We start from the raw sequence: 25,743 nt of genomic DNA, 5'->3' as shown, positions 1-25,743 counted from the left end.
TCAACTAGGAACCCATTGTTGGTCAGGCGCGTGGTCGTGCGCGCGGGCGAAGTTTACGACAGCGCCGCGAATCGCGTGGACCCCGATCTTCTCCAGGGTGGCGCGGGTGGCGTCGTCGGGGACGTCTTCAGCGTACACCGACATGCCGAGCGAGGCGGCGGTCGCCACGACGGTCGCGGCCAGGTGCTGGCTGCCCGGGCTGTGCAGGATGCCGGTAATGAAACCGCCACACAGCTTGACGTATGACAGGGGATATTCGTGCAGGTGTTCCATCGCGCCGAATTGCCGCGACAGGCGCGACAGGCCGACACGGCCGCCGGCGGCGGTGACGATGCGGCACAGCTGGCGCATCTCGTCGCCAAGCTCGACCAGCGCGGCCGCGTCCATCTCGACGATCAGGCGCGGGGACAGGGCCGGCCGGTCGGCCAGCATGCGTTCCAGCCGCGACAGGAACGCGCCCTGCGCCAGGGAAGCGCGCGACACGTGGACCGTCAGCCCGGCGTCGTGGGTGTACAGCCAGTCCAGCCCCAGGCGGATGGCCTGGATGTCGCATTCGGCGGACAGGCCCAGGCGCACCGCGGGCGGCATGAAGATCGCGGCCGGCACCGGATCGGCGCCGCGGCTGTCGTGCAGCGTCAGGCTGGCTTCGTAATGCAGCAATGCCCCGCGCACGTCCGCCAGCGCCTGCACCGTCAGCGAGAACCGGTGTTGTTCCAGCGCCGTGGACAGCGCGTCGTGCCAGCTGTATTCGCCGATGCGGGTGCTGTCGGGCGCCTGGCTGGCCGGCGCGATCTGGTCGTCGTCGGCGCTTTCGGCGCACATCAGGGCGTGGTCGAGCCGCGCCAGCGTGTCGCTGACGTTGTCGCCCGGCGTGAAGGCCGCCATCGCCAGCGCCCAGCGGCACCAGCCGTGCTTGTCCATCGGCACGCGCAGCGAGCGCAGTTCATGCCGGATCCGCTCGGCCAGCAAGCCCGCCTGGGGGGCGGAGGTGCGCGGCATCAGCAGGGCAAAGTCGGAACCGCCGATGCGCGCCAGCGTCATGTCGGCGCCGCCGTTGGCGTCCACCAGTTTGCGCAGCCGGTCGGCGGACGAGCGCAGCCACTGGTCGGTGAAGGCGCGCGACAGGTGCCGGTTGATCTGGGCCAGGTCGCGTTGCCGGAACATCAGGATGTGGCCGCCGGTGTCGGCCACCCGGCCGGTCAGCGCCTGGCGGAAATGGTCGATGAAATACTTGCGGTTGGGCAGCCGGGTGACGGCGTCGCGCTGGATTTCGCTTTCGAGCGATTCGATGCGCGCGTTCTGCTGCTGTACCGTGGCGGCGGCCTGGCGCTGGGCGTCGGCCAGCGCCGCGTCGACGCCGTCCGGTTCACGCGCGCGCCGGGCGTTCGCGCCGTCCTCTGCCCGCGCGCGGTCGCGGCCCAGGCCGTCGCGGCTGGTTCGCGCCTCCAGCCAGCGCATCAGGTTGGCGGCGAACAGCGTCCAGAACACGCCGGCGGCCAGGGTCAGGCCGATGACGCGGACGCCGCCTTGCCACAGGGTGTCGCGCGCCAGCCGGGCGTCGGCCTGCACGGTGACCGTGCCCAGCCGCCGCCCATCCGGCCCCAGATAGGGGCGGGTGGCGGCCGGCGCGTCCATGGAGAGCCAGGCGTCACGCCAGTCGCGCGGCGCGCCCGCCTGCCCGTTTTGGGCGGGCTCGCGGCGTTCGGCCTGCGTGTCCCCGTTTTCACCGGCGATGCGCACCAATGCATACATGCCGGCCCCGAACAGATCGTCGGCCAACTGCCGCTTGTCCTGCACGCCGCCCGGGTCGTGCGACAGGACCCAGGCCAGCGCGCTGGCGCCAGCCTGGCCCTGCTGGGCCAGCTGGGTGTTCAGATAACGGTGGGCGGCCAGCATCCCCAAGGCCTGTGCGCCAAGCAAGATGAAGGCAATCAGGAGAGCGGTACAGAGGATCAGCCGGCGTAATGTGGACATGGATTAGAGGTTCCCTTCGTGGCCCGCACCGTTGCCGGTGCCGTGCAATGCCGGCCTGCCAGTGAAAGGGGAGACGTCGGGCAGCGCAAGTGCCCTGACGGGAAAAATGCTGGATAAGAAACGTGACACACGTTACTAATACCTCAGTGTCGCCGCGTACGCTGTAATTCCGCATGTCACAGAACATACAGAATATTACGAAATCACCTGCGATATCAGACAACCTGTGCAATTATTTCGTTCGTGATAATTGCCCGGATGATAACTATTGAGACAGGCCGTATTAATTTTCCGGTTCCGGCTGTCGTAGTAAGGGCACGGCATGGCGCAAAGGACCGGCCAGCGACTGCTATCCAAGGACCGTCATGACCCCCAACGAGCAACCAGATCAGGGCAGGAATCGAAGGAAAGGGAGCGCGTTGCTCCTGAAGTGTGGCGTTTTTTTGCGAAAATAATGCATAATTTAAAAAATGTTACAGCCCTTGGGTTTCTTTCCGGACCACAACGCCAAGGGTTTCTAGATAGGGGGCTCCGTGCGTGAGAGTTACCTGCTCGCACTGTGCCTGACGCTCGTGGGCGCACTTGCAGCGATAAGTTTGTTTTTCGTCCGCCGGGAACGCGTCCTGCGCGGGCGATTGACGCGTGATGAATTGACCGGCGTCCTGAGCCAGCGGGAGCTGCATCGCCGCGCGCGCGCGTGGTTGAACCAGGCTGAACGACAGTCCGGCAGGGGCGCGTTCGGTCCTGGCGGACCGGTGCAGGATAACCAGGAATCCCTGGGCATTGCGCGCGCCCGCTCGGGCACGCGCGGCATTGGCGCGTTTTTCCTGGTCAGTTTTGACCAGTACGCCGAGATCAGCGCGATGCTGCGGGCCGGCGAAGACCAGACCTTGCTGGTGATGGTGGCCGACCGCCTCAGCCTGCTGACCCGCGCGCTGGGCGGCATGGTCGCCCGCACCGGCACCGACACCTTCACCGTGTGCATTCCGGACGTGGACGAGGAGGGCGCCGCCCAGGTCTCGGCCAAGCTGCTCGAAGACCTGTCCGTGCCCTACGAACTGGGCGGCCGGCCCCTGATCGCGGTGTTCCGCGTGGGCGCGGCGTTGTATCCGGACCACGGTCGCAGCGTCGAGGAACTGCAGCGTTGCGTGCAGGTGGCCATGGTGCCGCTCAAGGAGCGCGGCGGCCCCGGCTGGAACATGTTCGACTTCCGCATGCTGGCGCGCCAGCGCGACCAGCAGGGCCTGGAAAACGACCTGCGGCTGGCCCTGACGACCGCGTCGATGGACCAGTTCGAGTTGTACTACCAGCCGGTCTGCGACAGCGGCACGGGCGTGGTGCAGGGCTGCGAGGCGCTGTTGCGCTGGCACCATCCCGAACTGGGCAGCGTGTCGCCGGCCGTGACCATCGAGCTGGCCGAACGCAGCGGCCTGATCGTGCCGCTGGGCGCCTGGATCCTGGAGCGCGCCTGCTCGCAGGCGGCCTTGTGGCCGGCGGCGTGGCGCGTGCACGTGAACCTGTCGGTCAAGCAGATGAACGAGGACGGCCTGGTGCAACTGGTCTCCGACGTGCTTGCCTCGACCAAGCTGGCGCCGCGCAAGCTGGTGCTGGAGATCACCGAATCGATCTTCATCCTGCACTACGAGCGCCACGTGAAGATCCTGAACACCCTGAGGGCCAAGGGCATCGGCGTGGCGCTGGACGATTTCGGCTGCGGCTATTCCAGCCTGAACCATCTGCGGCACCTGCCCATCGACTGGGTCAAGATCGACCGCAGCTTCATTTCCGCGCTCGAGTCCGACGCCGGCAGCCGCGAGGTGGTGTCGGCGCTGTTCGGGCTGTGCCAGGCGATGCACCTGCCGGTGGTGGCCGAAGGCGTCGAGACCGAAGGGCAGCGCGAGATCCTCAAGTCGCTGGGCTGCCGCGTGATGCAGGGTTTCCTGCTGGGACGTCCCGCGCCCGCCGCGGAAATTCAGGCTTTGGCGTCGGCGGTGTCATAATCGGGTTTGCTCGCAAACCCCCACCTGTTGACTTCCTATGCCCGGCAATACCCTTGGTACTCTGTTCACCGTCACGAATTTTGGCGAATCCCACGGGCCGGCCATCGGTTGCGTCATCGATGGCTGTCCGCCCGGGCTGCCGCTGGAAGCGGCCGACATCCAGCACGAGCTGGACCGCCGCCGTCCCGGCACCTCGCGCCACGTCACCCAGCGCCAGGAAGCCGACCAGGTCGAGATCCTGTCCGGCGTGTACGAGGGCCTGACCACGGGCACCCCCATCGGGCTGCTGATCCGCAATACCGATGCGCGCAGCAAGGACTACTCCAACATCGCCGACACCTTCCGGCCGGGCCACGCCGACTACGCCTACTGGCGCAAGTTCGGCCTGCGCGACCCGCGCGGCGGCGGCCGGTCGTCGGCGCGCCTGACCGCGCCAACGGTGGCCGCGGGCGCCGTGGCCAAGAAATGGCTGGCCGAGCAGTACGGCGTGAAGGTGCGCGGCTACATGAGCCAGCTGGGCCCGATCCCGATTCCCTTCGTCTCGTGGGACGAGGTGCCGAACAACCCGTTCTACGCGCCGAATGCCGACGTCGTGCCCGAACTGGAAGCCTACATGGACCAGTTGCGCCGCGATGGCGATTCGGTCGGCGCGCGCATCGAGGTGGTGGCCGAGAACCTGCCGGCCGGCTGGGGCGAGCCCATCTATGACCGCCTGGACGCCGACATCGCGCACGTGATGATGGGCCTGAACGCGGTCAAGGGCGTTTCCATCGGCGCCGGTTTCGACTGCATCGCGCAGCGCGGCTCCGAACATGGCGATGAACTCACCCCCGACGGCTTCCTCACCAATCACGCCGGCGGCGTGCTGGGCGGCATTTCGACCGGCCAGCCGGTGACGGTGTCGCTGGCCATCAAGCCGACCTCCAGCATCCGGGTCGAGCGCCGTTCCGTGAACCGCGCTAACGAGCCGGTGATGGTGCAGACGCTGGGCCGCCACGATCCCTGCGTCGGCATCCGCGCCACGCCGATCGCCGAAGCCATGCTGGCCCTGGTGCTGATCGACCACGCCCTGCGCCACCGCGGCCAGTGCGGCGATCCGGCCTGAGACCCGCGCACGTCCCGTTGTTCCTGACTGTTGGAGGCTGGCATGAGCCGTAATCGCTATCCCTTGCGCCGCGTTGTGGCCGTCCTGTCCCTGGCCGCCCTGGCGGGCTGCACCGGGATGAACACCACCCAGTCGGGCGCCATCGGCGTCAACCGGACGCAGTACATGTCCAGCATGGTGCCGTCGCAGGCGCTGGAGCAGGAAGCGAACCAGCAGTACGCCGACATCCTCAAGCAGGCCCAGGCCAAGAACCTGCTGGACCGCGACGCCCAGCTCGTGTCGCGGGTGCGCGCGATCTCGCAGCGCCTGATCGCGCAGACCGGCGTGTTCCGCCCCGACGCCTCCAACTGGAAGTGGGAAGTGCACGTCCTGACCAGCGACGAGGTCAACGCCTGGTGCATGCCGGGCGGCAAGATCGCCGTCTACACCGGCCTGGTCAACAAGATCAAGCCGACGGATGACGAGCTGGCGGCGGTGCTGGGCCACGAGATCTCCCACGCGCTGCGCGAGCACGCGCGTGAACGCGTATCGCAGCAGATGGCCACCAATCTGGGGCTGCAGGTGCTGTCGATCGCGACCGGTTCGAGCGCCGCGTCGGACCTGGGCGGCAAGCTCAGCGACGTGATGTTCACGCTGCCCAACAGCCGCACCCACGAAACCGAGGCCGACCGCATGGGCGTGGAACTGGCCGCGCGCGCCGGCTTCGATCCGCGCGCCGCGGTCACGCTGTGGCAGAAGATGGGGGCCGCCGACAACGGCAACGCGCCGCCCGAGATCCTGTCTACCCACCCGTCGGCCGCCTCGCGCATCACCGACCTGCAGGCGGCGGCGCAACAGGTGCTGCCGCTGTACGAGCAATCCAAGGGCCGCGCGGCGCGCTAGGCGGGGCCGCCCCGGGTCCAGCCGCACGCCGTCCGTGGCGCAGCTTCCTTTTTGAGACTGTCTTCCTGCCTCGATGCCGCGGCCGTTTGCGGCCATTCCAGCCATTCACCATGGTAGTGGTAGTACTAGTATATTGGGTGTAGTTGTACTAGGTTCAGAGGCTGGGCATAATCCTTCACATGCCGCAGCGGCCGGCGTGGAAGCGATGGATTCGCCCCACGCGAGGCACGAGCCGGATTGTCTATTTGCAGAGCGCATCCATGGCCCAAACCCTTTACGACAAACTCTGGGACGCCCACATCGTCCACCAGGAATCAGACGGCACCTGTCTGCTCTATATCGACCGCCACCTGCTGCACGAAGTGACCAGCCCGCAGGCGTTCGAAGGCCTGGCCATCGCCCAGCGCAAGCCGTGGCGCAACGGCGCCAACCTGGCGGTTGCCGACCACAACGTGCCGACGATGAATCGCGCCCAGGGCATCGATGATCCGATCTCGCGCCTGCAGGTCGACACGCTCGACGCCAACTGCGACAAGTACGGCATCACCGAATTCCGCATGAACGACCTGCGCCAGGGCATCGTCCACGTGATCGGACCGGAACAGGGCGCGACCCTGCCGGGCATGACCGTGGTCTGTGGCGACTCGCACACCAGCACGCACGGCGCGCTGGGCGCGCTGGCATTCGGCATCGGCACCTCGGAAGTCGAACACGTGCTGGCCACGCAGACGCTGCTCATGAAGAAAGCCAAGAGCATGCTGATCAAGGTCAAAGGCGAACTGCCGTTCGGCTGTACGGCCAAGGACGTCGTCCTGCACATCATCGGCATCATCGGCACCGCCGGCGGCACCGGCCACGCCATCGAATTCGCCGGCAGCACCATCCGCGCGCTGTCCGTGGAAGGCCGCATGACGGTCTGCAACATGGCCATCGAAGCCGGCGCCCGCTCCGGCATGGTCGCGGTTGACGACAAGACCATCGAATACTTCCGCGGCCGTCCGTTCGCGCCGTCCGGCGTGCTGTGGGACCACGCCGTGGCCTACTGGCGCACGCTGCGCACCGACGAAGGCGCCAAGTTCGACACCGTGGTCGAAGTCAATGCCCGCGACATCAAGCCGCAGGTCACCTGGGGCACCTCGCCCGAAATGGTGCTGCCGGTCGACTCGCGCGTGCCGGACCCCGACCGCGAAAAAGACGACGTGCGCCGCAGCGGCATGGAACGCGCGCTGGAATACATGGGCCTCAAGCCCAACACCCCGCTGACCGACATCCGCGTGGACCGCGTCTTCATCGGCTCCTGCACCAACTCGCGCATCGAGGACCTGCGCGCCGCCGCCGTCGTGGCGCGCGGCAAGCACGTGGCCTCCAACGTGCGCCAGGCCATGGTGGTGCCGGGCTCCGGCCTGGTCAAGCAGCAGGCCGAGCGCGAAGGCCTGGACAAGATCTTCATCGAGGCCGGTTTCGAATGGCGCGAGCCGGGCTGCTCGATGTGCCTGGCCATGAACGCCGACCGGCTCGAGCCGGGCGAGCGTTGCGCCTCGACCTCGAACCGCAACTTCGAAGGCCGCCAGGGCCAGGGTGGCCGCACCCACCTGGTGAGCCCGGCGATGGCCGCCGCCGCCGCCGTGGCCGGCCATTTCGTCGACGTCCGCACGTTCCGTTAAGCGCCCACCGAGTACCGACATCATGCAAGCATTCACCACTCACGAAGGCCTGGTGGCTCCGCTCGACCGCGAAAACGTCGACACGGACCTCATCATCCCCAAGCAGTTCCTCAAGTCCATCAAGCGCACCGGCTTCGGCCCGAACCTGTTCGACGAGCTGCGCTACCTGGATCACGGCGAACCGGGCATGGACAACAGCAAGCGTCCGCTCAACCCCGATTTCGTGCTGAACCAGCCGCGTTACCAGGGCGCCTCGGTGCTGCTGGCGCGCAAGAACTTCGGCTGCGGTTCGAGCCGCGAGCACGCGCCCTGGGCGCTGACGCAGTTCGGCTTTCGCGCCATCATCGCGCCGTCCTACGCCGACATCTTCTTCAACAACAGTTTCAAGAACGGTCTGCTGCCGATCGTGCTGTCCGAGCTCGAAGTGGCGCGCCTGTTCGACGAAGTGAAGGCGTTCCCGGCCTACAAGCTCAACATCGACCTGGACCGCCAGGTGGTGGTGGCGGCCGACGGCCGCGCCATGAAGTTCGACATCGAGCCGTTCCGCAAGTACTGCCTGCTCAACGGCTTCGACGACATCGGCCTGACGCTGCGCCACGCCGACAAGATCCGCGCCTTTGAAGCCGAGCGCCTGGCCCGCCATCCCTGGCTGGAAAGCCGGCCGATCGCCTGACCCGACCTTTCCTATCGACCACAGGACCGTTTTTTCCATGACTCACAACATCGCAGTCTTGCCGGGTGACGGCATCGGCCCCGAAATCATCGAACAGGCCGTGCGCGTCCTGAAGGCGCTGGACGTGCCGTTCGACATCAAGCAGGCCGCCGTTGGCGGCGCCGCGTTCGACGCGTTCGAGCATCCGCTGCCGCCGGCCACCCTGAAGCTGGCCAAGGAATCGCACGCCGTGCTGTTCGGCGCCGTCGGCGACTGGAAGTACGACAGCCTGCCGCGCGAATTCCGCCCCGAGCAGGCCATCCTGGGCCTGCGCAAGGCGCTCGGCCTGTTCGCCAACCTGCGTCCCGCCATCCTGTATCCCGAGCTGGCCAGCGCCTCGTCGCTCAAGCCCGAGATCGTGTCCGGCCTGGACATCCTGATCATCCGCGAGCTGACCGGCGACATCTATTTCGGCACGCCGCGCGGCGTGCGCTCGTCGCCGGACGGCGCCTTCAGCGGCGAACGCGAAGGCTACGACACGATGCGCTATGCCGAATCGGAAGTGCGCCGCATCGCCCGCATCGGCTTCGAATCCGCCAAGAAGCGCAACAAGAAGCTGTGCAGCGTCGACAAGGCCAACGTGCTCGAGACCTCGCAGTTCTGGCGCGACATCGTCATCGAAGTGGCGCGCGAGTACCCGGACGTCGAGCTGTCGCACATGTACGTCGACAACGCCGCCATGCAGCTGGTGCGCAACCCGCGCCAGTTCGACGTGATCGTCACCGGCAACCTGTTCGGCGACATCCTGTCGGACGAAGCCGCCATGCTGACGGGTTCCATCGGCATGCTGCCGTCGGCCTCGCTGAACGCCGGCGGCCAGGGCCTGTACGAGCCCAGCCACGGTTCGGCGCCCGACATCGCCGGCCAGGGCATCGCCAATCCGCTGGCGACCATCCTGTCGGCCGCCATGCTGCTGCGCTACTCGCTGAATTTGGCGCCGCAGGCCGACCGCATCGAAGCCGCCGTGCGCCGCGTGCTGGCCGATGGCCTGCGCACCGCCGACATCTTCGAACCCCGCACCACCAAGGTCAGCACTTCGGGCATGGGCGACGCCGTCCTCAAAGCCCTGGCCTGATGCCTGCAAGGGACGTGCCCTTGCGGCGCGGTCCCGATTCCAGGGGGCCGCCCGCAGGGCGGCCCTTTTTCATGCCGATGTTGCCGCGGCGCCGCGAAAGCGGGGCGGCTTTGATTGTGGCCCCGTTTTTTCAAGGTGCGCCGCAACATCTATGCGTGCATTCTGATAAATTGTTGGGTTCTTGCACGTTTTTTCACCACACCTTGTCCCCACCTTTAAAGAGCGATTGAAATGAATCAAGCAGTAGGCCTTGTCGGCTGGCGCGGTATGGTCGGCTCGGTGCTCATGCAACGCATGCGCGACGAGAACGACTTCGCACTGATCGAACCGGTGTTTTTCTCCACCAGCAACGCTGGCGGCGCCGCCCCCACTTGGGCGACTGGCGCGGGCCCGCTGCAAGACGCCTACAACATTGACGCTCTGAAAAAACTGCCGATCATCGTGACGGCGCAAGGGGGCGACTACACCTCCGAGGTCTACCCGAAGCTGCGCGGCGCGGGCTGGAACGGCATCTGGATCGACGCCGCCAGCACGCTGCGCATGGCCGATGACGCCATCATCGTGCTGGACCCGGTCAACCGTCCCGTGATCGACGCGGCGCTCAAGCGCGGCGTGCGCAACTTCATCGGCGGCAATTGCACGGTCAGCTGCATGCTGATGGGCCTGGCCGGCCTGTTCAACAACGACCTGGTCGAGTGGATGACCACCATGACCTACCAGGCCGCTTCCGGCGGCGGCGCGCAGCACATGCGCGAACTGCTGACCCAGTTCGGCGAGCTGAACCACGCCGTCAAGCCGCTGCTGGACGATCCGGCCTCGGCCATCCTGGAAATCGACCGCGGCATCCTGGCCAAGCAGAAGGACGCGGCGCTGCCCCACGAGCACTTCGGCGTGCCGCTGGGCGGCAGCCTGATCCCCTGGATCGACAAGGACCTGGGCAACGGCATGTCCAAGGAAGAGTGGAAGGGCGAGGTCGAGACCAACAAGATCCTCGGCCGTGGCGCCGCCTTCGGCACCGCCGCCACCCCGATCGACGGCCTGTGCGTGCGTATCGGCGCGATGCGCTGCCACAGCCAGGCGCTGACCATCAAGCTCAAGCGCGACCTGCCGCTGGACGAGATCGAAGCGCTGATCGCGCAGGGCACGCAATGGGCCAAGGTGATCCCCAACACCAAGGAAGAGACCATCCGTGAACTGACCCCGGTCGCGGTCACGGGCACGCTGGACATTCCGGTGGGCCGCCTGCGCAAGATGTCGATGGGTCCGCAATACCTCAGCGCCTTCACCGTCGGTGACCAACTGCTGTGGGGCGCCGCCGAGCCGCTGCGCCGCATGCTGCGCATCGCGCTGGCCGAAGCCTGAGGCCCGGCGGGCGGCGCAGGCCGCCCGGTCGCGAAGGCAGGTTCGACAAAGGCACCCGCGGGTGCCTTTGTCGTTTGCAGCGTGTCGGACTGGGCGTCAATGTGCCCGCCAGCCAACGCCGATGCGCCTTTCAGGTTTGTGAAACGCGCTCGATCCATTACACTTTTCCGGTGAATTGAGGCTTGTTCTCACGCGATCGCCACGAACAGGCCCCCGCCCGAAAATCGACGATAAGAACGGAATTCCAGCTTATGACCCAGCGTTCGCGCCAAGTGAAGCATGCCCGCCGTTTGAAGGCCCTCCAATGGGCGATCGCGCTGGCGATCGGCGCGGGCGCTTGCAGTCCGGCGTTGGCGATGCGGGTGGGGCATTCGCGCGTGGTGTCGGCGCCGGGCACGCCGTTGCAGGCGTTGGTCGGGCTGCAGGAACTCACGCCCGACGAAGTGTCGTCGCTGCGCGTGTCGGTGGCCGACGAGGCCGCCTGGCAGCGCGCCGGCTTGAAACCGCCGGCGCCGCTGGCCAGCCTGGTGGTGCGGGTCGAGGACGGCATGGATCCGACCCGCAAGAACCTGCGGGTGCGGTCGACGCAGGCGCCGGTCAGCGGCGCGGTCGATTTGCTGCTCGATATCAGTTCCAGTTCGGGCCAGCGCCAGGTGCAGGTCAGCATCCTGGTGCCGCTGCGCGGCGCGGGCGCCGACGTCACGCCGGCCGCGGTGGGCACGCCCGGCCGCGCGGCAGGCGTCGCCGGGTCGGTGAACGTCAAGTCGGGCGACACGCTGTTCGCCATCGCCCAGCGCAATGCCGTGCCGAACGCCTCGATCTACCAGATGCTGGTGGCGTTGTGGCGCGCCAACCCCGAGGCCTTCATCCAGAACAACATGAATCTGGTGCGCTCGGGGCAGAAGCTGGTGATTCCCGACGCGGCCACGGTGCGCGCGGTGGATCCGGCCGAGGCGCGCCGCATCTTCAACGAACATGCCGAGGCGTTCGCCCGCTACCGCGCGCGCATCGGCGCGGCGGCCGGCGCCAATCCGTCGGTGGTCAAGGGTCAGGACGCGGCGTCCGGCACGGTGACCAAGCCCGGCGACGCCGGCGTGGCCAGCGCCTCGCAGCCGCAGGACCGGGTGCGCCTGTCCTCGGGCCAGGCCCAGGATGGCGCGGCGGCGCGGGCCGACGCGCAGGCGGATCAACGCACCTCCAACGAGCGCGCCATGGCGGATGCCGAAGGGCGCGTGAACCAGTTGCAGAGCAACGTCGATGAATTGAACAAGGCCGTGGGCGGGCAGGGCGCGTCCGGGTCGGGCGCCGGTGCAGCTGGGGCCTCTGGCGCTGCGGGTGCATCGGGCGCCGCCGGGGCGACCGGCGCTTCCGGGGCCACCGGCGCTTCCGGGGCCACGGGTGGCGCCGGAGCGGCTGGCGCTGCGGGTTCGCCGGGTGCAACAGGCGCAGCGGGTGCTGCGGGCGCGACCGGCACGCCGGGCGCAGCGGGTACCGCCGGTGCGCCGGGGGCAGCAGGTGCAAGCGGTGCGGCAGGCGTCCCGGGAGCGGCAGGCGCAGGCGGGGCAGCAGGTGCTTCGGGCGCGGCAGGCGCAAGCGGGGTAGCAGGTGCTTCGGGTGCGGCAGGCGCAACGGGCGCAACAGGCGCAACAGGCGCAACAGGCGCTGCGGGCGCTACGGGTGCAGCGGGTGCGACCGGCGCCGCCGGGGCAGCTGGCGCCACAGGAACCACAGGGGCCACGGGCGCAACCGGTGCCACGGGGGCGGCAGGCGCCCCGGGAGCGGCGGGCATGCCCGGCGCCTCGGGCGCTCCGGGCGCCAACGGCGCCGCCGGCGCCTCGACGGCCGCCACGCAACAAGACAAGGCCGCCGCGGATGCGGCGGCGAGCAACACCAAGGATAAGGATTTGACTTCTTCCATGCCGGCCTGGCTGGCCGACAATCTACTCGTCATCGTCACCGCCGTCCTGGCGCTGATCGCCTTCGCCATCGCCTGGGTGCTGCGGCGCGCGGGCGCGCGGCGCGGCGACGACGATGAGGAAACCTATGCCTACAACGAGCCGGCGCTGGACACGGCGGCGCTGAATCGCAAGCTCGATTCCATCAGCCTCGACCTGGATGAACCGCCCACGGACGAACCGCGCCCGGTCGGCGGTCCTCGGGTTTGAGCGATGTCTAGAGTTGCATTGGGGCTGGCCTATGACGGCTCCGCCTGGCAGGGTTGGCAGACCCAGCCGCACCGGCAGACGGTGCAGGACACGCTGGAAGCCGCGCTGGCGCAGTTTTGCGGGGTCGCGGAGGCGGTACCCACCATCTGCGCCGGCCGCACCGATACCGGCGTGCATGGCGCGATGCAGGTGATTCATCTGGACACGCCCCTCGAACGCCGCATGGAATCGTGGGTGCGTGGCGTCAACGCGTTCCTGCCGCCGACCATTTCCGTACAATGGGCCAAGGCGGTGCCGGACGATTTTCACGCCCGTTTCTCTGCCCGTGCCCGCACCTACGTCTACCTGCTGTGGCGCGGGCGCGTGCGGCCCGCGCTGTGGGCCGGCCGCGCCGGCTGGTGCCATCACCCGCTGGATGTCGAGGCGATGCGCGCGGCCGCGGGCGCGCTGCTGGGCGAGCACGATTTTTCCAGTTTCCGTTCCTCGCAGTGCCAGGCCAAGCATCCGGTGCGCGTGATGTACCGGCTCGATATCGAAGAGCGCGGCCCGTTCCTGGTGTTCACGCTGCGCGCCAACGCGTTCCTGCATCACATGGTGCGCAACATCATGGGGGCGCTGCTGCAGATCGGGCAGGGCCGCGAGTCGGTGGACTGGATGGCACAGTTGTTGTCATGGCGCGACCGCCGACGCGGCGCGCCCACGTTTTCTCCCGATGGCCTGTATCTGTCGGCCATCGACTATCCGGACGAATTCGGCCTGGACGAATTGGATGGCGGGGCCGTGCTGCTGGCGCCCTTTACCCAAGCGCCGGGCAGCCCGTCCTAGCCGGACGCTTGCCGGCGCCCACTGGAGGCCTGTCTCATGCAACGCCGTGCGTTTTTGAAACGAACCGCCCTGGGGGCCGCGAGCGGCGCCGCGATCGCCGCGCCGGTCTACGCACAGGAAGCGCCCGCCGTGTCGTGGCGGCTGGCTTCCAGCTTTCCGAATGAGTCGCCGACCCTGTTCGCCGGCGCCGAGGACGTGGCGCGCTACGTCAGCGACGTCACCGACGGCAAGTTCCGCATCGAGATCTTCTCGGCCGGCGACCTGGTGGACGCTGGCCAGGTGCTGGACGCGGTCCAGCATCGCATCGTCGATTGCGGGCACACCGCATCGACGCGGTTCTTCGATACCGATCCCGCGCTGTGTTTCGATGCCGGCGTGCCGTTCGGCCTGAACACCCGGCAGATGAACGCCTGGATGCTCCAGGGCGAGGGACTGGCGCTGACGCGGGTGTTGTTCGACAAATACGGCATCCTGAATTTTCCCTGCGGGTTCACCGGCGCGCAGATGGGCGGCTGGTTCCGCGGCGAGGTCAAGACGCTGGACGACCTGCGCGGCCTGAAGATCAAGGCCGGCGGCTTCGCCCGCCAGGTGCTGGCCCGCATGGGCGCCGAGCCCGTCGACCTGCCTATCGCCGATACCTACGCGGCGCTGGAGCAGGGCGGCGTCGACGCGGTGGCCTGGATTGGCCCGCACGACGATGAGAGCCTGGCGCTCTACAAGGTCGCGCGCAACTACTACTTTCCCGGCTGGTGGGCGGGCACGCTGCAGCTGTCGCTCTATGTGAACCAGGCCGCGCACGACGAGTTGCCCAAGCCCTACCAGGCGGCGCTCGGGCTGGCCGCGCGCATGGCCACCGCCAACATGATCGCCAAGTACGACGCCGGCAACCCCGACGCACTGCGCCGGCTGGTGCAGCGCGGCGCGCAGCTCAAGGCCTTTCCCCGGCCGATGCTGCAGGCCGCGCACGAGGCCGCGCTCAAGCTCTACCAGGAACTGAGCGCGAAAGACCCCATGTTCAAGAAGCTGTACGAGAGCATGACTGCCTTTCGCGACAAGGAAATCCCCTGGTTCCGCGTGGCCGAGGGCGGATTCGATTCGCTCATGGCCAACCTGGGGCAGCCGCAGGCGTGAAGCCTGGCGCGTTGCCCTCGCCGGCCGCGCGCCGGGGGACGCAAGCGCGGGGCGGGCTCGCCTTATACTGATTGCATCCGTCGCGCTGGGCGACGCAAGCGATGAATTCCATGCGCACACGCATCAAGATCTGCGGCCTGACCCGCGAAGAAGACATCGACGCCGCCGTCTCGGCCGGCGTCGATGCGATCGGCTTCGTCTTCTACCCCAAGAGCAAGCGCTACGTCACGCCGACCCGCGCCGCCCAATTGCGCCGCGCGGTGCCGGCATTCGTCGACGTGGTGGCGTTGTTCGTGAACCCCGAGCCGGCGGAGGTGCAGGCCGTGCTGGACGAGGTTGGTCCCGAGTTGCTGCAGTTCCACGGCGATGAGACGCCGCAGGCCTGCGCCCGCTATGGCCATCGCTACCTGCGCGCATTCCGCGCGGGCGCGCCGGGCCTGGCGACGGCCGAAGAACTGGCCTCGTATTGCCGCGCCTATGGCGAGGCGGCCGGCTGGCTGTTCGACAGCTACAGCGCGGGCTACGGCGGCAGCGGCCATGGTTTCGACTACAGCCTGCTCGCCGACGTGAAGGCCGATTCCGTGTCGCGCCCGCTCATCCTGTCGGGCGGCCTGACCCCGGACAATGTTGCCAGCGCGGTGCAATCCGTGCGTCCGTGGGCGGTCGATGTGAGCAGCGGCGTCGAGGTCGAGCAAGGAATAAAAAGTTCTGATAGAATCTTGTTCTTCGTTGCTGCGGTGCAAGCCGCAGACGCGAAGAGATAGGGAAGTTTGTGGTGCTTGGCCGGTGTGGGGAATGCGTTTTCAGCCCCGGTCGTTGCGGCAAAAGAATAATGTGAATGAAAGTTCGCAAAATTCTGGAACGCAACAAAAACAGCAAAAAATCTGAAAAGACGATTTGCAGAGTTTAAAAAAGCACTATATAATTCTTCTTCTTTGCAGGCGGTTAGCTCAGCTGGTTAGAGCGCCACGTTGACATCGTGGAGGTCGTTGGTTCGATTCCAATACCGCCTACCAAATTCCTGCAAAGTGAGTGCTTGATCGAGCTAATCAAGCATCACCTGAAAAGCCGCGACAGTCTATGACTTTCGCGGCTTTTTGCTTTGTGTCACGCGCAATGTGTGACACGCTGGAATCTGGCACACCATTCGCCACCAGTCTACGAATCAGCGATTCGTTGCAAGACACGGTTGCGGCAAGGGAGTGTCGTTACTTGACGACACAATGTAGAATCGCTGCCCTGAGAAGACAACCGTGCGGTGATGATGTTTAGCTATAGACGTGAACTTGATGGCATACGCGCCATTGCGGTACTTGCCGTGCTGCTGTTTCACGCGGGGTTTCATGCTTTTCCGGGCGGTTTTGTCGGTGTCGACATATTTTTCGTATTGTCTGGCTATCTGATAACGTCCATCCTCTCGGAGGAGGCCCGGTCGGGTGCGTTCTCGTTCAAGGCGTTCTATGAACGCAGGGTTCGACGCTTGTTGCCGCCCCTGGTGCCCGTATTGCTGCTGAGCACTACGGCGGGCTTTATCCTCCTTGGCAGTAAGCAGTTCGTTGACATGACCGAGAGCCTGCTGGCTTCTCTTGGTCTGGCTTCCAACTGGTATTTTCTTTCGAGCGTGGGCTACTTCGACGGTCCTGGCGAATTCACGCCGTTGCTCCATATGTGGTCGTTATCCATCGAGGAACAGTTCTACCTGGTATTTCCCTGCTTGTTGGTGTTAAGCCGTCATTGGAAGAGACAATGGTTGTTGCTCGCGTGCGGGGTGCTGCTGCTGCTTTCCATAGGACTATCGGAAATGCTGCTGCGCGTGAATCAAAAAGATGCCGCGTTCTACAACTCTTTCGGTCGATTCTGGGAGCTGCTGCTGGGTGCCTTTGTGGCATTGGCAAAGTGGTCCGAGCCACGGCGCCTTCTGGCCAACTTGCTGGAACTGATTGGCATCAGCATGATTTTCGCCGGAGTGCTGTTGTATGCACCGACCACGCCTTTTCCTGGTATTTTTGCTCTGTTACCCACTGTGGGTACGGTGCTGCTCATTGTTGCCGCGGGTCGGGGGCATATCGTCTCGCCACTGCTCAAATCGAACGCCGCAGTGGCCGTCGGATTGATTTCCTACGCATTGTATCTTTGGCATTGGCCGATTATTGTTTTCCTTAGGATTGTGAATCCCGTGGCGGGACCGAAAGCGATGGCTATCGCACTCGGCGCGACCTTCCTCTTGGCCACGGCTTCCTATTTCCTGATTGAAACGCCAATTCGTCGCAAGCGCGTTTTCACGAGTCGACGAGTGGTCTATGCCTCGGCGGCGACTGCGATCGCCATGATGGCGATTGTGGCAGTCGTCGCCAGCAGCGAAATGCTCAATCCGGTACGAGCTGTGGTGGCGGAGAAAGCACTTGGGGCCATGTATGACACGAGGCGATCGGCCGCCATTTCGACTCTCAAAGCAGCAGAAGAGTTCTACCAGAAGAATCTCAATCTGAATTACACGGGGCGTTCGGGACCCTACGACGCCAAAGCATTTGCCGGACGCCATACTTGCAGTTATGACGAGGGCAATACAATCTCACGCCTCTATGACTGCCTGGTCGGGCAAGCCCAAACGCATAATGTACTGGTGCTTGGGGACAGCATCGGGCGTGATACGTTGTGGGCCTTGCGGAGGGCCTATCCAGAACAGAGTTTCCTGATGCTGCACCAGTCCGGATGTCCGCCGAGTGATTGGCATCGAGCAGGCGATGCCATTGGCTGTTTTACGGGCGCGGCTGACTTGTTGGCCCGTGTCCGTGACAAGGTTCAGATTGATGGTGTGATCGTAGCATTCAGATATCGACCCTCTGACTGGGCCGAGGTGGAGGCTGGCTTGGATATGGCAAAAACGATCAGCCCGAACGTCATCCTGCTGGGGGTGTCGGCTGTTTTTACACAACCTGTAGCCAGTTTCCTCAAGTCTCTTCCGAAGGGAACGCCCGTCCCGCGGGCGATCAGCAAAAGCGATGCGAGTATGGTGGAGTGGGACTACAGCGCTATCGCCGAACAAGCAAAGCTAATGGCGGATCGGCATAGTGTTGCATTTGCAAACACTTCGTCTTTCTACTGCAAGGCGCAAGAGTGCGCGCTTTGGAAGGAAAACTCGTACAAGATGCCGATATATTGGGACAACCAGCATCTCACGGATTTCGGTATAGACGCCTTTGCCCAGTTTCTGGGCACACAGGCAGATATGGCGCATTTTTCTGCGCGGGTAGACATGACCAGAAGGGCTAACTAGCCTAGAAGGCCGCCGTCGTGCGTGGCTTTTTCCTTGCCTGTCTTCTTGATGGCGACGTGGGCGTTGAGCGGGGGAGTCGGCGGGCTCAATCCGCCCGCAGGCAGCGCCCCGCCATTTCCATATAGTGTCCCAACCCTGGCGTCGACAAACCGACCACCTTGGCCAGGTCGTCATAGCGGCGCAGCCGCACCGCCGCCAGCGCGTGCGACTGGGTGGCGAAGGCGTCGGCCTGCGCCGGCGTGAAGACGCCGCCTTGCAGTTCCAGGCTTTGCACCGAGGCGGGCGACAAGGTGTCCAGATAGGCGGGTTCGATCGCGCCCAGGTAGCGCTTGGCGGCGACGTGCAGGCGCACCGGGGTGGTGACATCGTCGCCGAACAGGTGGGCCAGGGCGTCGGCGGCGACTTCCTGGTGACGCATGTCGGTGGTGATGCTTTCGGCGAGCATGAGGTGGCCGATGTCGTGCAGCAGCGCGGCGACGATCACGGCTTCCGGCTCGCCGGCCTGTTCGGCCAGCTGCGCGCATTGCAGCGCGTGCTCGGTCTGGCTGATGGCTTCGCCGCCGTAGTAGGCGGCGCCATGGTGGGCGAACAGGTTCTCGATGGTGGGCAGGGTGAGCATGGGATGCCTTCGTGGACAGGGACCGTCAGCGACGATATCGCCCCATGGTGACATCTAGATGACTAGAGCATATTCGGCGCGATCCGTGCGTGCCGGTTTCGGTGATAGTCTTGGGCCTCACCTGGGAGAATCGATGCGCGTCCTACCGTTCAAGCTTGCCGTCGTCAGCGCCTGCCTGTCGCTGGCGGGATGTCTGGCCACCGCGCCGGTCGAGCAGCGGCCGCGCGCGGACGAGATTCCAATGTATGGCGGCGCGGACCGTTCCGCGCCGGCCGTGCAGGCGGCGGACGACAAGCTGATCGCGGAGGCGACGAGCGCCTTCGGTTCGCGCGCCAATGCGGCGCAGGCGTGGGTGGAGCAGGGCTTCCGGTTCTACCAGGCCGACCAGCTGGGCATGGCCACGCGGCGGTTCAACCAGGCGTGGCTGCTGAACCCGGACAACCCAAGCGTCTATACGGGCTTCGCGGCGGTGCTGCACGACCAGGACAAATTCTGCGATGCGATGAAGATGATGGAGAACGCGCTGAGCCTGAAGCCGCCGTCGTTCCAGGGCATCTATGCCGATGCCGGACGCATCGCCGCGCGTTGCGCGGCGCAGGACACGACGCTGACCGGCCCCGAGCGCGCGGCCATGATCGCGCGTTCGGACGCGCTCTATCGCAATGGCGAGCGGGTGGAGCCGGACAAGGCCTATCTCTACAACTCGTGGGCCACGGCGTATTACTGGAACGGCCAGTATGCGGATGCCTGGACCATGATCGGCAAGGCGCGTCAGGCCGGCGGGCGCGGCAGTCCGCAATTCCTGGAGATGCTGCGGGCGAAGATGCCGGAGCCCGCGCAGCATTGACGGCGTCGCGTTGTGGCGCTTTGCGTCGTGGCGTGTCGCGTTGCGTCGCGTCGCGGCCAGCCGAACTGAACTGAACTGAGGTGAGGTGAGTTGGTCCCGCTCCATCCCGCCAAGGAAAGGCCGTTAGCTGCAGGTCAGGATATTGATCCAGGCGATGGCGCTGGCCAGCAGGCCCGCGGCCTGGATGCGTTCCGGCGTCTGGCGGCCGGCCTGCAATTGGGCCAGGGCTTTTTTCATGTGGGTCAGCGGCGTCATTTCCGGGGCGGCGGGCGTGGCGACGAGCGCGGTGCCGGGCCGCGGCGGCTTGGCGTGGGGCGTTTCTTGGGTCAAGGGTGTCTCCTGGGGCAATGCCGGTCGTGGCGCGAGGGGATCTGACCGAAGGCGGCGGCAAATGTTCCGGGTGCCTTGGTATCCGGAAGGCGGCCTGGGCCGCGCGTCGGTGGGATCCACGGTACGCGCGCGCAACTGCTATCCTGCACCCCATCATGATGAGAGCACTGTGGCTGATCCTGGGTTGCGCGATGCTGGCGCTGGGCGTGATCGGCGCCTTCCTGCCGGTGATGCCGACGACGATTTTCCTGATCCTGGCGGTGGGCTGCTTTTCGCGTTCGTCGCCGCGGCTGGAGCGCTGGCTGCTGGACAGTCCGACCTACGGGCCGTCGCTGCGCGCCTGGCGCGAGCAGGGCGCGGTGTCGCGTAAGGGCAAGTGCTATGCGTCGCTTGGCATGGCGGTGGGCTATGGCCTGTTCTGGTGGGGCGCGAAGCCGTCGCTTTTGCTTGCATCTGGGGTGGGGCTGTTTTTCCTTGCAAGCGCGGCTTATGTGCTGACGCGTCCCAGTCCGCAACCGCTTGATTCCGAAACGAAAACCCGGGCGGAGCGGGACGATCCGGCGGCAGGCGCCTGAAGCCTGATCGAAAGGCCGCGACGCGCGTAACGCGTCGAAACCAACGTGACTCTGCCGCTTGCCTTGGCGGGCCTCTTTCTCTGCTTAAATGGCCTGCAGCGCGGCTGGGCCGGCGGGTGTATCGCCCGCGCGGCGCTGCGGGCCCGCGAGGAACAACCATGCATATCAAACGACGAGAACTCCTGTTCGCCGGCCTCTCGAGCGCCGCGCTGGGCATGATGACCGAGCCGGCGATGGCCATCGCCGCGCCCAGCGGCCAGCAGAGCATCGACCTGTGGCCGGACAATCGCGCGCCCGGCGGCCCCGGTCCGCAAGAGGCCGAGAAGGTCAGCGCCAAGGGCTCGGTCACGCGGGTGTCGCGGCCGCGGCTGGTGGTGTACCGGCCGGAGCGTCCCAACGGCAGCGCGATGCTGGTGATCGCCGGCGGCGGTTATGCCCATATCGAGCGCGGCACCGAGAGTACGCCGGCCAGCCTGTGGCTGCAGTCGCAGGGCGTGACCGCGTTCGAACTGGTGTATCGCCTGCCGGGCGAGCACTGGCCCGCGGTGGCGCCGCTGCAGGACGGCCAGCGCGCCATGCGCGTGATCCGCGCGTCGGCGCAGGCGTTCGGCCTGGACACCGGGCATATCGGCGTGCTGGGGTTTTCCGCGGGCGGGCATCTGGCGGGCATGACCGCCACCACCCCGGGCGTGGCGCGCTACCAGCCGGTCGATGAGGCCGACAAGCTGTCGTCGCGGCCCGACTTCGCCGGGCTGATCTATCCGGTGCTGACGTTCATGCCGCCGTTCGATCACACCCATGCCCGCCGTTCGATCGTCGGCGAGCACCCCTCCGCCGAGGAGAGCGCGGCGTTCTCGGTCGACCATCTGGCGACGGCGCAGATGCCGCCCACTTTCCTGGCGCAGGCCCAGGACGATCCGATCGCGCCGGTGGACAACAGCCTGCTGATGTTCGGCGCGCTGCGGCGCCTGGGCGTGCCGGCCGAGATGCATATCTTCGCGGCCGGCAAGCATGGCTGGGGCATGGGCAAGCCGGACTCGCTGGTGCATGCGTGGCCCGGCCTGTTCACACAGTGGGCCGCCTTCAATCAGTTTTTCAAGGCCTGACCCCTCGCGGTCAGTGCGAATGGCGCGGGTCGCCGCGGGTCTCGACCACCTTCAGGTACAGCGTCGCGGGCTCCAGGCAGCCGCCGGTGGACAGCTGTCCGACCAGTTGCCGGTAGAGCTCCTGCCACGGGGTCTGCGCCGGTGGCGGCTGGTAGGGCGGGTCCAGGCGGCGTCGCGCCAATTCGGCCTCGTCCACCAGCGCGACCACGCTGCGCTGGTTCAGGTCGACGCGGATGCGGTCGCCGGTGCGCAGCAGCGCCAGGCCGCCGCCCACCGCGGCCTCGGGCGACATGTTCAGGATCGACGGGCTGGCCGAGGTGCCGCTCTGGCGGCCGTCGCCCAGGCAGGGCAGCGAGTCGATGCCGCGCTTGATCAGGTGCGACGGCGGCGCCATGTTGACGACCTCGGCGCTACCCGGATAACCGACGGTGCCGGCGCCGCGGATCACCAGGATGCAGTGTTCGTCGATGTTGAGCGCGGGATCCTCGATGCGCGCATGGTAGTCCTCCGGGCCCTCGAACACGATGGCGCGCGCCTCGAACGCGTTCTCGTCGCCGGGCGCCGACAGATAGGCGCGGCGGAACGCCTCGCCCACCACCGACATCTTGATGACCGCGCTGTCGAAGAAGTTGCCCGACAGCACGATGAAGCCGGCGCGGTGCTTGAGCGGCGCGTCGCAGCCGCGGATGACATCCGCGTCGCGGGTCTTGGCGGTGGCCGCGATCTCGCCGATGGTCTTGCCGGACACGGTGGCGCAGCCGGCGTGCAGCCGGCCGGCGACGAGCAGTTCGTGCATCACGGCCGGGACGCCGCCAGCGCGGTGGAAGCCTTCGCCCAGGTGTTCGCCGGCGGGCACGCAGTTCACCAGCAGCGGCACGTCCTCGCCCAGCCGCTGCCAATCGTCCAGGCTGAGATCGATGCCGGCGTGGCGGGCCATGGCGATCAGGTGCGGCGGACAGTTGCTGGAGGCGCCCAGCGCCGAGGCGACGACGATGGCGTTTTCGAACGCCTCGCGCGTCAGGATGCGTGACGGTCGCAGGTCCTCGCGCACCATGTCGCAGATGCGCATGCCGGTGGCGTAGGCCATCTGTCCGCGCTCGCGGTAGGGCGCGGGGATGCTGGCGCAGGTGGGCAGCGACATGCCGAGCGCCTCGGCCAGCGAATTCATGGACAGCGCCGTGCCCATGGTGTTGCAGTGGCCCACCGAGGGCGAGGAGGCCGTGGCCAGCGTCATGAAGCCTTCGTAGTCCAGCTTGCCCGCGGCCATGAGGTTGCGGGCATGCCAGATGACGGTGCCCGACCCGACCCGCTGGCCGTCGTGCCAGCCGTCCAGCATCGGCCCGCCCGACAGCACGATGGCGGGGATGTCGACGGTGGCGGCCGCCATCAGGCAGGCGGGCGTGGTCTTGTCACAGCCGGTGGTCAGCACCACGCCGTCCAGCGGATAGCCGTGCAGGATCTCGACCAGGCCCAGATAGGCCAGGTTGCGGTCCAGCGCGGCGGTGGGGCGCCGGCCCTGCTCGGCCAGCGGATGCACCGGGAACTCCATCGGGATGCCGCCGGCGTCGCGGATGCCGGCCTTGATGCGCTCGGCCAGCGTCAGGTGGTGGCGGTTGCACGGCGCCAGGTCGCTGCCGGTCTGGGCGATGCCGATGATGGGGCGGCCCGATTGCAGTTCCTGCCGCGTCAGGCCGTAGTTCAGGTAGCGCTCGACGTAGATCGCCGTCATGTCGGCGTGGGAGGGATCGTCGAACCATTTCTGGCTGCGCAGCTTGCGGGGAGTGTCGCTCATGGGTGCCTCTCGTGCTTCCTGTGCTCTCGGTGCTTCGGCCGCCGGCGGCGCGCCGCCGGCCTTGGCCGGGCCTAATTGCGTGCCTTGCCGATCTCGGCGTTCAGTTGCTGGATGAGTTCCGGGCCCAGCTCCTGGGTGTACTTGTCGACCACGGGCTGCACTTTTTCGCGCATGCGGGCGACCTCTTCGGGCGAGACGGTGTTGATCTTCATGCCGGCTTGCTCCAGCGTGCCCATGGCCTTGAGCGAGTCGGCGCGGCTGTCCTTGCGTTCGAAGTCGCGCGAGGCCTCGGCGGCCTGGCGCACCAGTTTCTGCTCGTCGGGCGAGAGCTTGTCCCACCACTTCTTGGAGGCCAGCACCACCCAGGGCGTGTAGACGTGGCGGGTGATGGTCAGATAGGGCTGCACTTCATAGAACTTGCTGCTCTGGATCGTGGTGATGGGATTCTCCTGGCCGTCAACGGTGCGGGTTTCGAGCGCCGTGAACAGTTCCGAGAACGGCATCGGCACGGCATTCGCGCCCAGGGTGTTGAACACGCCCAGCGCGATCTGGTTCTGCATCACGCGCAGCTTGATGCCCTGCATGTCCTCGGCGCGCACGATGGGGCGCTTGGAGTTGGTCATGTTGCGAAAGCCGTTTTCCCAATACACCAGGCCGATCAGGCCCCGGGCTTCGAGCTTCTTGAGCAGGTCCTGGCCCAGTTGGCCGTCGAGCACGGCGTCGGCTTCCTTCTCGCTGTTGAACAGGAACGGCAGGTCGAAGACGCCGAATTCCTTGACCATGCCGGCCAGCGGCGCGGTGGACCCGACCATCATTTCCTGCACGCCGCCGACCAGCGCGCTCTGCATCTGCTCGTCGGAGCCGAGGTTGGCCGAGCCGAAGGTCTTCATCTTGAGCTTGCCGCCGCTGAGCTTCTCCAGCTCCTGCGCCAGGTGGCGCGCGGCGCGGCCCTGCACGCTGTCGTCGTTCAGGCCGTAGCCGAAGCGGATCAGCCGCGGCTTGACGTCGGCGGCCGCGGCCACGCCGGCGAAGGCGCAGGACAGGGCCGCGGCCAGCAGGATGAGGCGGGTCTTGAAAGGCTTGTTCATGGTGTTCCTCCTTGGCTTCTTCTGTGTGGCGTCGTGCCGACGCCGCTGTTGGCGGGCCTCAGTGCATCCAGCTCGCGGGGACGGTGATCAGTTCCGGGAAGATCACCAGCAGTACCAGCAGCAGCGTGTAGGCCACGACATAGCGCCAGACGCCCTTGCAGATGGTTTCCATGTTGATGCGGGCGACGCCGCAGACCACGTTGAGCACCGTGCCGACTGGCGGCGTCAGCAGCCCGACGCAGCCCACCATGACGAACATGACGCCGAAATAGACGGGGTCGATGCCGGCCTGCGTGACCACCGGCATCAGCACCGGCGCCAGGATCAGGATGGTGGGAGTCAGGTCCATGACGGTGCCGACCAGCGTCAGCAGCACCAGCAGCGCGAACATCAGCAGCTTGGGCTGGTCCAGCACCGGCTCCAGCAGCGCGATCAGGTCCTGCGGCATATCGGCCAACGTGATCATGTAGGACGACACCATGGCGGCGGCCACCAGGAACATGACCACGGCGGTGGTGCGGGCGGCGTTGATGAACAGCGGCAGCAGGTGGCGCAGGCCGATCTCGCGGTAGACGAACAGGCTGACGATGAGCGCGTAGACGGCGGCGACCACCGCCGCCTCGGTCGGCGTGAAGATGCCGCCGCGCAGGCCGCCGATGATGATGACCGGCAGCATCAGCGCCCAGGCCGATTCGCGCAGCGCCCGCAGCCGGGCGCGCCAGGGCTGGCGCGGCATCGGCTTGATGGCGCCGTGCTTGCGCGCCACCCAGGTCCAGACCGCCACCAGCGTCAGGCCCATCATCAGGCCGGGCGCGATGCCGGCGAAGAACAGCTTGGTGATCGAGACGTTGGTGGCGACGCCGAAGATGATGAACGAGATCGACGGCGGGATGATCGGGGCGATGATGCCGCCGGCGGCGATCAGGCCCGAGGCCTGGCCGGCGTCGTAGCCTTTTTCGCGCAGCATCGGAATCAGCAGCGAGCCGAGCGCGGCCGCGTCGGCCACGGCCGAGCCGGACAGCGCCGCCAGCAGCACGCTGGCGAAGATGGCGACGTAGCCCAGTCCGCCCTGGATGTGGCCGACGAACATGCTGGCCAGGTTGACGATGCGGCGCGAAATGCCGCCCGCGTTCATCAGTTCGCCGGCCAGCATGAACAGCGGCACCGCCATCAGCGTGAAGCTGTTGGCGCCGGACAGCATGTTCTGCGCCAGG

Annotated in this window: 21 protein-coding genes and 1 tRNA gene; 16 read left to right on the top strand and 6 right to left on the bottom strand. The window is 66.6% G+C overall.

All coding sequences use genetic code 11. The features are described from left to right. The gene (locus AOZ53_RS06610; RefSeq protein ID WP_231690579.1) at positions 1-1,974 is read right to left on the bottom strand and encodes a bifunctional diguanylate cyclase/phosphodiesterase; all 1,974 of its coding nucleotides are present in this window, start codon (positions 1,972-1,974) and stop codon (positions 1-3) included. Between the two features lie 533 nt (positions 1,975-2,507). Here AOZ53_RS06610 and AOZ53_RS06605 point away from each other — a divergent pair. The 13 genes from AOZ53_RS06605 (at position 2,508) to AOZ53_RS06545 (ending at position 18,172) form a co-directional block, all read left to right on the top strand. Beyond that, positions 2,508-3,974: a putative bifunctional diguanylate cyclase/phosphodiesterase gene (locus AOZ53_RS06605; RefSeq protein ID WP_054432454.1), complete on the top strand. Its 1,467-nt coding sequence runs from the start codon at positions 2,508-2,510 to the stop codon at positions 3,972-3,974. A gap of 37 nt (positions 3,975-4,011) precedes the next feature. Next, on the top strand, positions 4,012-5,079 hold the full coding sequence (aroC, locus tag AOZ53_RS06600; protein ID WP_054432453.1) for a chorismate synthase: 1,068 nt from the start codon (positions 4,012-4,014) through the stop codon (positions 5,077-5,079). A gap of 42 nt (positions 5,080-5,121) precedes the next feature. Continuing rightward, complete coding sequence (locus tag AOZ53_RS06595) at positions 5,122-5,961, top strand: M48 family metallopeptidase (protein ID WP_054432452.1); 840 nt, start codon at positions 5,122-5,124, stop codon at positions 5,959-5,961. Between the two features lie 260 nt (positions 5,962-6,221). Beyond that, positions 6,222-7,625, top strand: a complete 1,404-nt coding sequence (leuC, locus tag AOZ53_RS06590) for a 3-isopropylmalate dehydratase large subunit (protein ID WP_054487323.1) — start codon at positions 6,222-6,224, stop codon at positions 7,623-7,625. A 22-nt stretch (positions 7,626-7,647) separates the two neighbouring features. Next, positions 7,648-8,298: a 3-isopropylmalate dehydratase small subunit gene (leuD, locus tag AOZ53_RS06585; RefSeq protein ID WP_006394018.1), complete on the top strand. Its 651-nt coding sequence runs from the start codon at positions 7,648-7,650 to the stop codon at positions 8,296-8,298. Positions 8,299-8,335: 37 nt separating this feature from the next. Beyond that, complete coding sequence (gene leuB / locus AOZ53_RS06580) at positions 8,336-9,412, top strand: 3-isopropylmalate dehydrogenase (protein WP_054487322.1); 1,077 nt, start codon at positions 8,336-8,338, stop codon at positions 9,410-9,412. Positions 9,413-9,643: 231 nt separating this feature from the next. Continuing rightward, positions 9,644-10,774 (top strand): aspartate-semialdehyde dehydrogenase, encoded by a 1,131-nt coding sequence (asd, locus tag AOZ53_RS06575; RefSeq protein ID WP_049075090.1) that lies wholly within the window; start codon positions 9,644-9,646, stop codon positions 10,772-10,774. A gap of 251 nt (positions 10,775-11,025) precedes the next feature. After that, entirely contained in the window at positions 11,026-12,939 is a 1,914-nt protein-coding gene (locus tag AOZ53_RS06570) for a type IV pilus assembly protein FimV (RefSeq protein WP_054487320.1), read from the top strand. A gap of 3 nt (positions 12,940-12,942) precedes the next feature. After that, entirely contained in the window at positions 12,943-13,764 is an 822-nt protein-coding gene (truA, locus tag AOZ53_RS06565; protein ID WP_054487318.1) for a tRNA pseudouridine(38-40) synthase TruA, read from the top strand. Between the two features lie 36 nt (positions 13,765-13,800). Further along, complete coding sequence (locus AOZ53_RS06560) at positions 13,801-14,895, top strand: TRAP transporter substrate-binding protein (protein ID WP_054432447.1); 1,095 nt, start codon at positions 13,801-13,803, stop codon at positions 14,893-14,895. 101 nt (positions 14,896-14,996) lie between these two features. Then, positions 14,997-15,659, top strand: coding sequence for a phosphoribosylanthranilate isomerase (locus AOZ53_RS06555; protein ID WP_082385546.1), 663 nt, complete (start codon positions 14,997-14,999; stop codon positions 15,657-15,659). Positions 15,660-15,834: 175 nt separating this feature from the next. Continuing rightward, positions 15,835-15,911 (top strand) — tRNA-Val (locus AOZ53_RS06550). 245 nt (positions 15,912-16,156) lie between these two features. Continuing rightward, positions 16,157-18,172 carry an acyltransferase family protein gene (locus AOZ53_RS06545; RefSeq protein WP_054487314.1) on the top strand — a complete coding sequence of 672 codons (2,016 nt, stop codon included), beginning with the start codon at positions 16,157-16,159 and terminating at the stop codon, positions 18,170-18,172. Positions 18,173-18,257: 85 nt separating this feature from the next. On the opposite strand, the gene AOZ53_RS06540 is transcribed toward AOZ53_RS06545, so the two are convergent. Further along, positions 18,258-18,791 carry a phosphonate degradation HD-domain oxygenase gene (locus tag AOZ53_RS06540; RefSeq protein ID WP_054474782.1) on the bottom strand — a complete coding sequence of 178 codons (534 nt, stop codon included), beginning with the start codon at positions 18,789-18,791 and terminating at the stop codon, positions 18,258-18,260. 85 nt (positions 18,792-18,876) lie between these two features. Between AOZ53_RS06540 and AOZ53_RS06535 the strand changes: the two genes are divergently transcribed. Continuing rightward, positions 18,877-19,638: a tetratricopeptide repeat protein gene (locus tag AOZ53_RS06535; protein ID WP_231690578.1), complete on the top strand. Its 762-nt coding sequence runs from the start codon at positions 18,877-18,879 to the stop codon at positions 19,636-19,638. 123 nt (positions 19,639-19,761) lie between these two features. On the opposite strand, the gene AOZ53_RS06530 is transcribed toward AOZ53_RS06535, so the two are convergent. Beyond that, positions 19,762-19,968, bottom strand: a complete 207-nt coding sequence (locus AOZ53_RS06530) for a hypothetical protein (RefSeq protein ID WP_054432380.1) — start codon at positions 19,966-19,968, stop codon at positions 19,762-19,764. A gap of 191 nt (positions 19,969-20,159) precedes the next feature. On the opposite strand from AOZ53_RS06530, the gene AOZ53_RS06525 reads away from it, so the two are divergent. Further along, positions 20,160-20,543 (top strand): YbaN family protein, encoded by a 384-nt coding sequence (locus AOZ53_RS06525; protein WP_231689929.1) that lies wholly within the window; start codon positions 20,160-20,162, stop codon positions 20,541-20,543. Between the two features lie 158 nt (positions 20,544-20,701). Then, positions 20,702-21,649 (top strand): alpha/beta hydrolase, encoded by a 948-nt coding sequence (locus AOZ53_RS06520; RefSeq protein WP_054432379.1) that lies wholly within the window; start codon positions 20,702-20,704, stop codon positions 21,647-21,649. Between the two features lie 10 nt (positions 21,650-21,659). On the opposite strand, the gene AOZ53_RS06515 is transcribed toward AOZ53_RS06520, so the two are convergent. From AOZ53_RS06515 to AOZ53_RS06505, 3 genes are all read right to left on the bottom strand, one after another. After that, complete coding sequence (locus AOZ53_RS06515) at positions 21,660-23,441, bottom strand: IlvD/Edd family dehydratase (protein ID WP_054487309.1); 1,782 nt, start codon at positions 23,439-23,441, stop codon at positions 21,660-21,662. Between the two features lie 71 nt (positions 23,442-23,512). Beyond that, on the bottom strand, positions 23,513-24,529 hold the full coding sequence (locus tag AOZ53_RS06510; RefSeq protein WP_054432377.1) for a TRAP transporter substrate-binding protein: 1,017 nt from the start codon (positions 24,527-24,529) through the stop codon (positions 23,513-23,515). Between the two features lie 58 nt (positions 24,530-24,587). Next, positions 24,588-25,743: TRAP transporter large permease (locus AOZ53_RS06505; RefSeq protein WP_082385544.1), on the bottom strand; the 1,156-nt coding region annotated here is incomplete at its 5' end.

The organism is Achromobacter sp. 2789STDY5608621 (assembly GCF_001299375.1).
GTDB lineage: Bacteria > Pseudomonadota > Gammaproteobacteria > Burkholderiales > Burkholderiaceae_B > Achromobacter > Achromobacter insuavis.
The sequence above is the reverse complement of the archived record's forward strand: the minus strand, read 5'-3'. Positions and strand labels throughout refer to the sequence as shown.

Excerpts from the sequence above, each read along its gene's own strand:
- AOZ53_RS06610 (WP_231690579.1), bottom strand. The coding sequence starts at position 1,974 with ATGTCCACATTACGCCGGCTGATCCTCTGTACCGCTCTCCTGATTGCC.
- AOZ53_RS06520 (WP_054432379.1), top strand. The coding sequence starts at position 20,702 with ATGCATATCAAACGACGAGAACTCCTGTTCGCCGGCCTCTCGAGCGCC.
- AOZ53_RS06540 (WP_054474782.1), bottom strand. The coding sequence starts at position 18,791 with ATGCTCACCCTGCCCACCATCGAGAACCTGTTCGCCCACCATGGCGCC.
- asd (WP_049075090.1), top strand. The coding sequence starts at position 9,644 with ATGAATCAAGCAGTAGGCCTTGTCGGCTGGCGCGGTATGGTCGGCTCG.
- aroC (WP_054432453.1), top strand. The coding sequence starts at position 4,012 with ATGCCCGGCAATACCCTTGGTACTCTGTTCACCGTCACGAATTTTGGC.
- AOZ53_RS06555 (WP_082385546.1), top strand. The coding sequence starts at position 14,997 with ATGAATTCCATGCGCACACGCATCAAGATCTGCGGCCTGACCCGCGAA.
- AOZ53_RS06545 (WP_054487314.1), top strand. The coding sequence starts at position 16,157 with ATGATGTTTAGCTATAGACGTGAACTTGATGGCATACGCGCCATTGCG.
- leuB (WP_054487322.1), top strand. The coding sequence starts at position 8,336 with ATGACTCACAACATCGCAGTCTTGCCGGGTGACGGCATCGGCCCCGAA.
- leuD (WP_006394018.1), top strand. The coding sequence starts at position 7,648 with ATGCAAGCATTCACCACTCACGAAGGCCTGGTGGCTCCGCTCGACCGC.
- AOZ53_RS06510 (WP_054432377.1), bottom strand. The coding sequence starts at position 24,529 with ATGAACAAGCCTTTCAAGACCCGCCTCATCCTGCTGGCCGCGGCCCTG.
- AOZ53_RS06560 (WP_054432447.1), top strand. The coding sequence starts at position 13,801 with ATGCAACGCCGTGCGTTTTTGAAACGAACCGCCCTGGGGGCCGCGAGC.
- truA (WP_054487318.1), top strand. The coding sequence starts at position 12,943 with ATGTCTAGAGTTGCATTGGGGCTGGCCTATGACGGCTCCGCCTGGCAG.
- AOZ53_RS06595 (WP_054432452.1), top strand. The coding sequence starts at position 5,122 with ATGAGCCGTAATCGCTATCCCTTGCGCCGCGTTGTGGCCGTCCTGTCC.
- leuC (WP_054487323.1), top strand. The coding sequence starts at position 6,222 with ATGGCCCAAACCCTTTACGACAAACTCTGGGACGCCCACATCGTCCAC.
- AOZ53_RS06570 (WP_054487320.1), top strand. The coding sequence starts at position 11,026 with ATGACCCAGCGTTCGCGCCAAGTGAAGCATGCCCGCCGTTTGAAGGCC.
- AOZ53_RS06515 (WP_054487309.1), bottom strand. The coding sequence starts at position 23,441 with ATGAGCGACACTCCCCGCAAGCTGCGCAGCCAGAAATGGTTCGACGAT.
- AOZ53_RS06525 (WP_231689929.1), top strand. The coding sequence starts at position 20,160 with ATGCTGGCGCTGGGCGTGATCGGCGCCTTCCTGCCGGTGATGCCGACG.